Source organism: Serinicoccus sp. CUA-874, from assembly GCF_001942225.1.
Lineage (GTDB): Bacteria > Actinomycetota > Actinomycetes > Actinomycetales > Dermatophilaceae > Ornithinicoccus > Ornithinicoccus marinus.
Window position 1 is genome coordinate 320624 of the sequence record NZ_MKJZ01000011.1, and the last position, 9439, is coordinate 330062.

The following is a 9439-nucleotide window of genomic DNA, read 5'->3' on the forward strand; positions in this document are numbered from 1 at the left end:
GCCGGGCGACCCGAGGGCCACTCAGGCGTCGGTCCCGACCTCGGGCGCAGCCTCCAACGCGGCTGGCGCAGCGCCACCGCTGCCCTCCAGCGCCGCCCCCTCGGTCTGAGCCAGGTGGTGCCGCACACCCGCCGCGACCTGCGCGATCGGCCGGGACGGCAGGTAGGCGGAGGCGCCGGCGTCGAGCATCCGGCCGACCTGCCCTCCATAGCTGACGCCGAGCTCCTCGTCCTCGATCTCGGTCACCACGACGCGCGCGTCCGGGAACATTGCGCGCAGACTGCCCATGAGTTGCGTACTGACCGGCGGCACCAGCAGCACGTCGGCAGTCCGCGGGGCCTGCTTCATGTCGATGACGAGGTAGTCGTCACCGAACTCCTCCGAGAGGCGCGCCCGCACCGCCTTCGACAGCCGCATCGCGGTCGCGACCACGGTGACGCCCTCGGTATGCGGTGTGGCCGGCTCGTCCTCGTCGTCCTCGTCCTCTGCGTGGAGGATCGCGCCCTGCAGCACCCGCGAGGTGAAGGAGAGCGTGCCGATCGGCTCGCCGCCGCGGGTGAGGGTGACCTCCTCACCTGCCACGGTCGCCTCCAGCAGGGTGCGGAGGTCTTCCGGCAGGTCGTCGAGCTCTATCCGGGCGGCGGGCACATCGCGCTGGAGCCACCGCATGTCAGGGCGCTCGCAGCACGACGAAGAGGAAGCAGAGGAATGCCGTCCGCTCGCCGCTCGCGATGCGCGGCGGCAGGAGCTCGGTCGGGGTCTGCGGGGAGGGCGGCGGCTCGTCGACCATCTCGATGCCGAACCCGGCGCGGGTGAAGGCGTTGAAGATCGCGTGCACGGGGCGGTGCCACATCGTCAACGTTGCGGGCCGACCGTCGAAGTCGAACTCGTCGGAGTACTGCCGCGTCGCGAAGTAGTCCTCGTCCGGGTGGGTGAAGGTGCGCACGAAGGGGTGGTTCACCGCCAGGATGAAGCGGCCCCCCGGCCGGAGCACCCGACGGATCTCGGCGAGCGGCGCGTCCCAGTCTTCGAGATAGTGCAGCACCAGCGAGGACACCACGTCGTCGAAGGAGTCGGCGGCGAAGGGCAGGGGTTGGGCCAGGTCGTGGACGTGCAGCGGCACGTCGTCGCCCAGGCGCTTCCGGGCCAGGTCGATCATGGCCGGGCTGCCGTCGAGCCCGGTCATGCGGGCTCCCCGATCGCGCAGCAGCGCGGTCAGCGGCCCCGCCCCGCACCCGGCGTCCAGGATCCGGCGCCCGTCGACGTCGCCCGCGAGGTCGACCATGGCGGGGCGAGCGTAGAAGGCGTTGAGCAGGCTGGCGACGTTCTCCGCCTCGTAGCTGGCGGCGAAGTCGTCGTAGGCGTCGGGTCGCCACGAGACGACGGCCGCTGCGGCGGTGTCCGCTGCCGCTTCGGCGTCCGAGGTCATACCACCAGCGTGCGGCCTGACCCTGGGGACTTCCTCGATCAACACGCGCTTCGCCGCTCGACTGCGCTCACCCCACGTCACCACCGGCACCAGACCGTGGATGGCGGGCGCGACCGCCGCGTCGATGGAGTCTCACTCGGGGCGCACCGCGGGCGCTGTTGACGAAATCCAGGTCCTTCGCCATGCTCTCGGCCACCCTGACGAAGGAGTCCCTGGTGACTGCGTGGAGATTCGGGCCGGTGGTGCTCGGGGCCGGCAACGTCGGAGGCGATGGCGGTGACCTCAGCCAGATCGGCACAGGCCACGACGAGGCCACGGCCTGCGCCATCCTCGATGAGGCAGTCGCGTGCGGCATCACGGTGGTCGATACCGCCGCACGGTATGCCGCAGGCTCCAGCGAGGCGATCATCGGACGCTGGCTCCGGGCTCGTCCGGTGGAGGTCACGAGTCGGGTGTCCGTCGCCACGAAGGTCGCGCCGCCGTGGCTGGACCATCGACCGGCCCCCTTCGACCGGGACTGGATCGGGCCGATGCTGACCGGCTGCCTCCAGCGGTTAGGCGTCGAGCAGGTCGCGATCCTCTACACCCACGCCCCGGACGACCACGAGATGCGCCCGGACGGCACTGGCGACCCGACGCCGGTCGAGGACACCCTGGAGGCGTTGGAGGAGCAGCGGGAGGCGGGCCGGTGCGAGCTCCTCGGCGCCAGCAACGTCACCGCTGATCAGCTCACGCGGGCGCTCGACGCGGCGGACCGGCTGGGGATCAGGGGATACGAGGTCGTCCAGAACCCCTTCAACCTGCTGGAGATCCAGGCCCAGGAGGAGGTGCTGGATCTGGCGGCGGAGCGCGGACTGACCTACACGTCGCACTCGCCGTCGGTGACAGGCATCCTCACCGGCAAGTACGCCGGTGGAGTGCGTCCGGAGCACAGCCGCCTGTCCGACCAACCCGACTTCGCCGACGAGCTCACGCCGCAGTCGGAGGCTGTGGTGGCGCTACTGATCGGCCTGGGTCGGCGGCGTGGGGCGTCACCCGGTGCACTGGCGCTGGCCTGGCAGCTGGCTCATCCCGACGTCACCGCGATCACGGTCGGCCCCGGTCGGCAGGCCCCGCACCTCGCGCTGGTGACCGAGGCGCTGGCTCTCGACGGTGGACCCGATCTGCTCTCCGAGTTCGACCCGAGCTGACCGCAGCGGTCGATCGCGGCGGCGACCGCCGGCATACCCCCTCGTCCGATGAGCCGCAGGGGCCACTCAGGCGCTGGGTGTCAACGCCACCAGGTCGAGGGCACCCTCCAGGCCGGAGAAGTCGTCGGGGTTCCGCGTCAGCAGCGGTAGGTCGTGCCGCACCGCCGTGGCCGCGATCTGCAGGTCCATCCGCCGCGGACGGGGGTTGCGGCCATGCTCGCGGACCAGGGTGGCCAGGGCTTCGTAGTACTCCGCCGCGAGCAGGTCGAAGGGGAGCACGTCGAAGACCTCGAGGATGCTGCGGATGCGCTGGCGCCGCCGGGTCTGCTCCACCAGGTCGTCGGTGGCCGTGATGCCGTAGTGCAGCTCCCCGATGGCGATGATCGGCACCGCGAGCTCGTCGGCGTGGTCGCGCAACTGCGAGGCGGAAGGCGGCTCGATGATGGCCGAGGTGTCGAGCATGGCACGCCGAACGGTGGTGCTCATGCGCCGCTGCTCTGGCGCGCCCAGGGGTCGCGGGGAGTGTCGTCGTCCTGGCGGATGTCCGCGAGCCAGCGGCGGGCGTCGTCTCTGCTGAGCGGCGTGCAGGCCAGTGCGTCGAGGGCGTCGGCGGCAGGCACGAAGGCACGCCGGCCCGTGTCGCGCTGGTGGGGGACGACGTCGGCGACCGCCCGACCGTTGACCGTCACCACGAAGGACTCGCCAGCCGCCACACGACGCATGATGACGGCATTGTCGTTGCGCAGGTCGGACTGGCGGATCTCTGTGCTCATAGCGTTATCGTAGCGAACCTGTAGCTACCGGGCTCTCGATCTCGTCCACACGGCCGGCGTCTGGCTGATTCAGCACCTGCGTCTTGTCCGCCAGCGGAAACTGATGGCGTCACCAGACTCCTGTCGCCAGGATCGAGGGATGGCGGAGGCGTCGCGCACCTGGTCCACGGAGGACGGGGCTGTCCTGCGCGCGATGCTGCGCCCGGACGGGGCCTGGTCACTGCGCCTGCCGGACGCGGGCCCGTCGGTCTGGCGTCGGCTGCTGCACCGCACGACCGTCGAGCTCCACGGACCGCTCCTGGCGTCGTGCCCCGCGAACCTCGACCCGGAAACTGCCGCAACGCTCAGCGATGCCGGCTTCGAGCCGATCCGTCAAGAGGTCGTCTGGCGCCTCTCGCTCGCTCGGCTGCGCGCACTGCCCCGGGTGCACACCGAGCACCGCCTCCTGCCCGTCACCGAGGTCGATCTCGCGGAGGCCGCGGCGCTCGACAACCGGATCCGGCACGACATACCGGGCACCGAGTCGTGGACCGCGAGCGCCGAGGAGTTCGCGGCCACGCTGGACGATCCGGGGTTCGACACGGCGCTCTATCGCGTGGCCCAGCACCCTGGTTCGTGCGGTCTGGCCGGTCTCATCAGGGTATGGAGTCGCTCACCGGAGCCGCGTCTCGGCTGCCTCGGCGTGACGCGACCCTGGCGGCGGACCCGCCTGGCGCTCGCGCTCGTCCAGGACGTGGCTCGGACCTTGGAGAGCCGAGGCATCACGCACCTGCGGACCGAGACGGACACCACCAACCGTGGCTCGCACGGCATGGCCGCCCGGCTCGGGGGCGAGGCCATGCGCGAGACGGTCGAGTGGCGCCGCCCGGCGTGATGGTCCGGCGAAGCGCGCCACGGACCCGGGGGAGCGGCCAGGGAGGCGCGGGTCAGGCCAGCGGGTTGACCCACCGGACCTCGGGAAAGCGCGCGAAGTCCGAATCGGCCGAGACCACGGCGACGCCGAACTCGAGCGCGAGCGCTGCGAGCTGGGCGTCCGGGACGAGGTTGCCGGTGACGTGGTGCCGCTCGGTGATCTCTGCGTATGCCGCGGCGGTGCGTCCGGTGGCGGGCGGCACCCAGACCGTCGCGGCAGCGAGCCAGCGGTCGACATACTCCTGCGCGGCGGTAGCCGAGAGAGGGTGCTGGGCGATGCGCGGATGGGTGGCGATCCGCAGGAACGCGCCGATGGTCTGCCACGGAAGGCCGATGCGTTCGTGTCCCGAGAGGGCATCCGTGAGCCAGGTCGAGGCGCGCTCCCAGTAGGGGCTGTCCTCGTCGATGGCGTAGAGCAGGATGTTGGCGTCGACGATCACGGCGACTCGTCGAGCAGGTCGAGGACCTCGCCGATGTTGCGGACGTCCACCTTGAGGCCGAGCTTTGTCGAGTGGTGCTCGTAGGGAGAGGGCGGCGGGTCGGACGTGGCCATGCCACGACGGGCAAGGGAGTTGACCGCCTCGCTCGGGCCCATCCCACGCTCGCGCCGGAGGCGCTCGACCTCGGCGGCGACATCATCACTCAGCGTGATCGTCGTCCTCATGCGGCAAGGCTAGCATCATGATGCGACACCCTCCCCGCTCTGGAGAAGCGCCACGATCTCCCGGCTGATCGCCGGATCGGGGCGGTAGTGCTGCTCGAGCCACCGCAGCGTCGCCGCTGCTGAAGGCACATTGCCGTCATAGCCCTGGACCATCGCCCCCCACGGGAGGAAGGTCAGCTGGCTGGTTTCGCGGCCACCTGCGATGATGAGTTCCTCCACTTCGGGACGGCGCTGCATACCTGGGGCTCAGGACTGGCACCGCGAGCCCACGACGAGGTACTCGACCACCTGCGCGCCCAGGGACGCGCCACCGCCTGGTTGCGGGTCTCGACGAGAACGAGCGCGCCGTGAGGTTCTACCGCCGCCACGGGTGGGTGCCGACCGACAGCACGTCGCGCACGGAATTTCCGCCCCACCCGACGCTGCGCCGCTTCGAGCGCGATCTTGAGCGCGGGGCTGCGGCAAGTCCCGCTTGACCGGCTCCAGCCGGAGGTCGTCGTCGCGCGCAGGAGTCGCTGCTGCTTCGGTCAAAGAGGAGCGGGGAGGGCGATACCGGACGTCAGGCGGGCCGCATCCAGGTCAGCCCCGGGAAGCGGTCGAAGTCCGCGTCGAAGGTGACGACGGTGGCGTGGTGCTCCAGCGCCAGAGCGGCGAGGTGTGCGTCGCTGGTGAGGTTGCCCGCGGTGCCGGCGGAGAACAGCAGCTCACCGAGGAGGTCGAGGTGACGCTCGCCCGGGTGGAGGACGATGGCCGAGGGGGCGGTCAGCCAGCCGCGGACCACGCCGAGAACCTCGTCGGTGGTCAGGGGCCGGGCGAAGAGCCCCGGGCGGGTGGCCAGTCGCACGACCGCGAGCAGTGCTGCCCACGCCAGGCCCACCGTGTCCTTGCCGCTGAGCGAGTCGTCCAGCCACCGCTTGGCGACGGCATGGTCGGGGGACGCGCTGTTGACGGCGTGCAGGAGCACGTCGGCATCGACGAGTTTCATGCTCCACGTCGTAGACGCCCGAGGAGCGACTCGTCCTCGAGCTCGCCGGACAGGCGTAGAGCCTTCGTCACATCCACCGTGGGTACGCCCATATCGAACGTCGGCGTCTCGTGGCGCCGCGTCGGCCGGTCCTGTGCGCCGTCACGGATGGCGCCGTTGAGCGCGCGCTTGAAGGAGACGCCCTTCTCCTGCATCCGGCGCCTGATGATGTGCTCGACATCGGCGTCGAGCGTGACCGTCGTCCGCATGATTGACAGCATAGCATCATGGCAGTTGATGCTTTGTGTGCAAATTGGGTTGCACGTCGTCACGCGAAGGTCGTGGGTAGCCCGAGCTCGTTCCCCAGTGCCTGTGCGTAGGGGAGTCGTTGCTGCGGCGTGACCCACGTCGCCTGGTCGTGCCGACGGTAGAGATCGTCGCCATCGTGTCGTGGGAACGCTACGTCGCCCGCCGCGGTGGTGAGGAGTACTGGTTCCGCGGGTGCTTCCACCAGATCACCGAGGACCGCATCGTGCAGAGGTTCACCTTCGAGGGGATGCCGGTCACGACCGATCGAGGGGCTCCCGCTGCATCGCGGCTCTGACTGCCTCGGCCATCCGGCCCCGGAGGGCGACCATCGAGGGTGCGTCTGCCGTGCCCGGGAGCGCATCGGCGCCGTGGTACATCCCCTCCTCGACGTGCAGCTCGACCGCGACCCCGGCCGCCTCGAGCCGCCGGGCGTAGTCGACGTCCTCGTCGTAAAAAAGGTCGAGGTCACCGACGCCGATCCACGCCGGCGCCAGTCCGGTGAGGTCGTCGCGACGGGCGCCGACGGCATACGGGCGCTGCTCGTCCTGCCCCGCGGGGTGGCTGAGGTAGGCGGACCATGCGGCGCGGTTCGCGCCCGGTGTCCACACGAGGCGACCACGGTCCTGGGGCCCGTGACTCAGGGTGCGGTCGTCGAGCATCGGGTAGAGGAGCAGCTGCAAGTCCACCTGGAGCCCCTCGTCGTGCGCGCGCTGCGCGAGCTCGGCGGCGAGACCCTTCCGCCGCCGTGGATCCAGAGCAGCGCACTGTGGGGCTCGCCCGACGCCGGGGCGTAGGTGAAGGCCGTCACCGGCCCGTCCGGCGACGGCACCGAGACTTGCGTGCGGCTGGCGTCCTCGGCCTGCGGCAACCGGGCCAGACCGGCCTTGATGAGTGGCAGGCTGCGGTCGGAGAGGGGGTTCGGGCTGTATGCCGCGGCAACCCGCAGCTCGGGCCTGGCTCGGCATACCTGTCGATGCTTGGCCAGCCCGGCCGCGGCCAAAGCCGTGAACACGGCGGTCCAGATCAACTTCATGAGGGTCTCCTTGTCGCGCGGTGACACGGATGCCAGTGCACCAGACCCGGCGGGGTGGGAGCCAGCCGCGGACCACTCCGAAACCGCTGGACGCGTCAAAGGACCCACCATCGCGAACTTGCTGGTCTGTCGTCGCCAGGAGGGTTCAGGCCCCGAGCAGCGCGAGCGGGACGACGGCCACACCGTCACGCCGCCGATACGCGCGACTGCCGGTCGAGAGCACTAGCGTGTCCACGCAGTCGGCCCCCATCTTGTCGCGCAACCAGTGCAGGTGCTTGACATCGGCATCACCCACCTCGCGAGACCACTTGACCTCGACTCCCAGGACCTGGCCCTCGGGGCCCTCGACCACGAGGTCGACCTCGCGATCACCCTGACGGGTGCGAAGGTGTCCCACGCGGCGCGCGCCCGCTCTGCAGCCACTCGCACGGACAGAGTGGCCAGAGACTCAAAGAGCGGCCCCGTCAGAGCCCGTCCCCGAGTTCCCTGCAGCGAGGCGGCGGTGTGTCCCAACATGCGAGCGGCGAGCGCCGGATCGACGAGCTGATGCTTCGGGCCGACCTGGAGCGGCGCGAACGGGTCGGCCGAGGGGCTCCAGCCCGGGACCGGGTCCAGCACGAAGATTCCCGTGAGGTGGTCTCGATAGGTGATCGTGGTGGTCTTGGCCGGTTGCGAGCCGTCACCAGCGGTCGAGGCGTCGAGGATCTTGGAGTATGCCGTGGTGCTCGACGACGCTGCAGCGTAGGCGGTGAGCCAGCGACGCAGCGTCTCCTTGCGACGCACCTGCACCCCGCTCTCCGCCAGGTCGCGGTCGATGATGGCCGCTACATAGGCGTCGAGGAGGTCCCGCTGCACGTCGGGAGCGGCCGCTCGGATGCCTGGGAAGCCACTCTCGGTGATCTGAGCGAGGTAGTCGCCAGCTCGGAACGTGGTACTGCCCGACACGTCGCTCGAGCCCGTGAGCAGCCCTGACAGGCTGACGCTCCACCGCGTGGCCCCTCGCTCGAACAGTGCCATGGGTCGCATCCGGCGCGTCAGGATCCTCCCTGCGCCCGAATGCGTGTCCACGCCAGACCTCAGCCCGGCGCCCCCCGTCAGCAGGGCAGAACCTGGCTCGGCGCCCGCGTCGACCCATCGTCGCACTACGTCCCAGCTGGCTGGGTGCCGCTGCCATTCGTCGAGAAGGACCGGGGTGGCCGTGTCTCGAATGGCCCGCGGATCAGCCTGAAACGCCGCGAGGTCGTCGGGGTCGTCGAGGAGGTAGGTGGTGCGTGCGCGCCGCCGCGCGGTGTCGGTCTTCCCGACGCCCTTGGCGCCCTCGAGGGCGATGGCAGGAGAGAGCGGCAGGAGTCGATCCAGCTCATCGTCCATCGCTCTGCGTTGGTAATCCACGGGCACTACACTACTCTCAGTCGCCTTGTTACGCTGCGTTTAGTCGCATCGCTGCACTACTTTTGGATGTTCTCCCGTGCGTGCTGTAGGTTCTCGCGCGGATTGTCATCGCCGCGAGCCGTTGACCTGCGATGGGACAGATTGTCGGGACGCCGACCGTCTCACCAACTTGTCCGAATCCTCATGGTGAGCCCATCCCGTGGCTTGGCTCCGCCGGCCAGCATCGCCGGACGGCAGAGCACTGGAGCCAGCCTGGGTCGCTCCAACTTGGGTGAGCATGCGTCGTCCGCCCGCCGGCGTGCACGCCCGTCGCTACGGTACCGACGACGTCGATGTACAGGATGGCACCATCGACAGTGGCCGTCCCACATGAGGATCGTCGCTGGAACAGGGGCCCGGTCATCGATCCACGTCAATGTCCATGGGCTGGTTCGCCGGGATGATGTGGTGCTGGGGCAGGCGGATGGCAACAACGGCGGCGAGCAGAGCGACAGCAATCCCGACGGTTAGAGCGACGCTCAGGCCGCTGTTGTAGAGGGGGGTCGGAGGGCTTGGCCGCGCTGGCCACGATGGCGAAGTACGTGCTCCCCACGGTGGCGAATCCGCGGCTGGCGGAGAACTGACCAACGCTGTTTGACACCCCGGAGGCTTCGGAGGCGTGGTTGCGCGACACCCGGGAGAGGGCCGTCTCGGTCAGCGGGCCGACGACCAGCCCCATACCGAGGCCACCGATCGCGCTACCGCAGGAAGTGCCAGAACGCCGGCCCTGCCGG

General features: G+C 70.1%; 15 protein-coding genes and 1 pseudogene. 3 read left to right on the plus strand and 13 right to left on the minus strand.

The annotated features are described in order from the left end of the window. Window positions 1-21: 21 nt before the first annotated feature. Entirely contained in the window at window positions 22-669 is a 648-nt protein-coding gene (locus BJF80_RS05260) for a hypothetical protein (protein ID WP_075811965.1), read from the minus strand. A 1-nt stretch (window position 670) separates the two neighbouring features. Further along, window positions 671-1429: a class I SAM-dependent methyltransferase gene (locus BJF80_RS05265; protein WP_075811967.1), complete on the minus strand. Its 759-nt coding sequence runs from the start codon at window positions 1427-1429 to the stop codon at window positions 671-673. 215 nt (window positions 1430-1644) lie between these two features. Here BJF80_RS05265 and BJF80_RS05270 point away from each other — a divergent pair, with 215 nt between their 5' ends. Beyond that, on the plus strand, window positions 1645-2619 hold the full coding sequence (locus tag BJF80_RS05270; RefSeq protein WP_158068477.1) for an aldo/keto reductase: 975 nt from the start codon (window positions 1645-1647) through the stop codon (window positions 2617-2619). Window positions 2620-2685: 66 nt separating this feature from the next. Here the strand turns inward: BJF80_RS05270 and BJF80_RS05275 are convergent, their stop codons facing one another. Both BJF80_RS05275 and BJF80_RS05280 read right to left on the minus strand, forming a co-directional pair. Next, window positions 2686-3105, minus strand: coding sequence for a type II toxin-antitoxin system VapC family toxin (locus tag BJF80_RS05275; protein WP_202817140.1), 420 nt, complete (start codon window positions 3103-3105; stop codon window positions 2686-2688). Next, window positions 3102-3392, minus strand: coding sequence for a type II toxin-antitoxin system Phd/YefM family antitoxin (locus tag BJF80_RS05280; protein ID WP_075811973.1), 291 nt, complete (start codon window positions 3390-3392; stop codon window positions 3102-3104). Before BJF80_RS05280 ends, BJF80_RS05275 begins: the two co-directional genes overlap by 4 nt. Window positions 3393-3531: 139 nt before the next feature. Here BJF80_RS05280 and BJF80_RS05285 point away from each other — a divergent pair, with 139 nt between their 5' ends. After that, window positions 3532-4266 carry a GNAT family N-acetyltransferase gene (locus BJF80_RS05285; protein ID WP_075811975.1) on the plus strand — a complete coding sequence of 245 codons (735 nt, stop codon included), beginning with the start codon at window positions 3532-3534 and terminating at the stop codon, window positions 4264-4266. Window positions 4267-4318: 52 nt separating this feature from the next. Here BJF80_RS05285 and BJF80_RS05290 read toward each other — a convergent pair whose 3' ends face one another. The 5 genes from BJF80_RS05290 to BJF80_RS05310 form a co-directional block, all read right to left on the minus strand. Continuing rightward, the gene (locus tag BJF80_RS05290) at window positions 4319-4744 is read right to left on the minus strand and encodes a TA system VapC family ribonuclease toxin (protein WP_075811977.1); all 426 of its coding nucleotides are present in this window, start codon (window positions 4742-4744) and stop codon (window positions 4319-4321) included. Next, the gene (locus BJF80_RS05295) at window positions 4741-4968 is read right to left on the minus strand and encodes a ribbon-helix-helix protein, CopG family (RefSeq protein WP_075811979.1); all 228 of its coding nucleotides are present in this window, start codon (window positions 4966-4968) and stop codon (window positions 4741-4743) included. Before BJF80_RS05295 ends, BJF80_RS05290 begins: the two co-directional genes overlap by 4 nt. Window positions 4969-4983: 15 nt before the next feature. Beyond that, on the minus strand, window positions 4984-5205 hold the full coding sequence (locus BJF80_RS05300) for a hypothetical protein (protein ID WP_075811981.1): 222 nt from the start codon (window positions 5203-5205) through the stop codon (window positions 4984-4986). 322 nt (window positions 5206-5527) lie between these two features. Then, window positions 5528-5953: a TA system VapC family ribonuclease toxin gene (locus tag BJF80_RS05305; protein ID WP_075811983.1), complete on the minus strand. Its 426-nt coding sequence runs from the start codon at window positions 5951-5953 to the stop codon at window positions 5528-5530. Then, window positions 5950-6201 (minus strand): antitoxin, encoded by a 252-nt coding sequence (locus BJF80_RS05310; RefSeq protein ID WP_075812181.1) that lies wholly within the window; start codon window positions 6199-6201, stop codon window positions 5950-5952. Before BJF80_RS05310 ends, BJF80_RS05305 begins: the two co-directional genes overlap by 4 nt. A 149-nt stretch (window positions 6202-6350) precedes the next feature. Between BJF80_RS05310 and BJF80_RS19190 the strand changes: the two genes are divergently transcribed. Continuing rightward, entirely contained in the window at window positions 6351-6536 is a 186-nt protein-coding gene (locus BJF80_RS19190; RefSeq protein ID WP_202817141.1) for an SRPBCC family protein, read from the plus strand. Here the strand turns inward: BJF80_RS19190 and BJF80_RS19800 are convergent. From BJF80_RS19800 to BJF80_RS05325, 4 genes and pseudogenes are all read right to left on the minus strand, one after another. Further along, on the minus strand, window positions 6496-6927 hold the full coding sequence (locus BJF80_RS19800) for an alpha/beta hydrolase fold domain-containing protein (protein WP_237767429.1): 432 nt from the start codon (window positions 6925-6927) through the stop codon (window positions 6496-6498). The two genes, BJF80_RS19190 and BJF80_RS19800, sit on opposite strands and share 41 nt — an antisense overlap. Beyond that, complete coding sequence (locus BJF80_RS19805) at window positions 6879-7274, minus strand: hypothetical protein (RefSeq protein WP_237767430.1); 396 nt, start codon at window positions 7272-7274, stop codon at window positions 6879-6881. Before BJF80_RS19805 ends, BJF80_RS19800 begins: the two co-directional genes overlap by 49 nt. A gap of 145 nt (window positions 7275-7419) precedes the next feature. Beyond that, window positions 7420-7671 (minus strand): DUF4143 domain-containing protein, encoded by a 252-nt coding sequence (locus BJF80_RS21755; protein WP_527251115.1) that lies wholly within the window; start codon window positions 7669-7671, stop codon window positions 7420-7422. Window positions 7672-7832: 161 nt separating this feature from the next. Further along, a pseudogene (locus tag BJF80_RS05325) lies at window positions 7833-8645 on the minus strand (ATP-binding protein); the annotation flags it as partial. Window positions 8646-9439: the final 794 nt, after the last annotated feature.

Excerpts from the sequence above, each read along its gene's own strand:
- BJF80_RS05305 (WP_075811983.1), bottom strand. The coding sequence starts at position 5,953 with ATGAAACTCGTCGATGCCGACGTGCTCCTGCACGCCGTCAACAGCGCG.
- BJF80_RS19805 (WP_237767430.1), bottom strand. The coding sequence starts at position 7,274 with ATGAAGTTGATCTGGACCGCCGTGTTCACGGCTTTGGCCGCGGCCGGG.
- BJF80_RS05300 (WP_075811981.1), bottom strand. The coding sequence starts at position 5,205 with ATGCAGCGCCGTCCCGAAGTGGAGGAACTCATCATCGCAGGTGGCCGC.
- BJF80_RS05285 (WP_075811975.1), top strand. The coding sequence starts at position 3,532 with ATGGCGGAGGCGTCGCGCACCTGGTCCACGGAGGACGGGGCTGTCCTG.
- BJF80_RS05280 (WP_075811973.1), bottom strand. The coding sequence starts at position 3,392 with ATGAGCACAGAGATCCGCCAGTCCGACCTGCGCAACGACAATGCCGTC.
- BJF80_RS05265 (WP_075811967.1), bottom strand. The coding sequence starts at position 1,429 with ATGACCTCGGACGCCGAAGCGGCAGCGGACACCGCCGCAGCGGCCGTC.
- BJF80_RS05295 (WP_075811979.1), bottom strand. The coding sequence starts at position 4,968 with ATGAGGACGACGATCACGCTGAGTGATGATGTCGCCGCCGAGGTCGAG.
- BJF80_RS05310 (WP_075812181.1), bottom strand. The coding sequence starts at position 6,201 with ATGCGGACGACGGTCACGCTCGACGCCGATGTCGAGCACATCATCAGG.
- BJF80_RS05260 (WP_075811965.1), bottom strand. The coding sequence starts at position 669 with ATGCGGTGGCTCCAGCGCGATGTGCCCGCCGCCCGGATAGAGCTCGAC.
- BJF80_RS05275 (WP_202817140.1), bottom strand. The coding sequence starts at position 3,105 with ATGAGCACCACCGTTCGGCGTGCCATGCTCGACACCTCGGCCATCATC.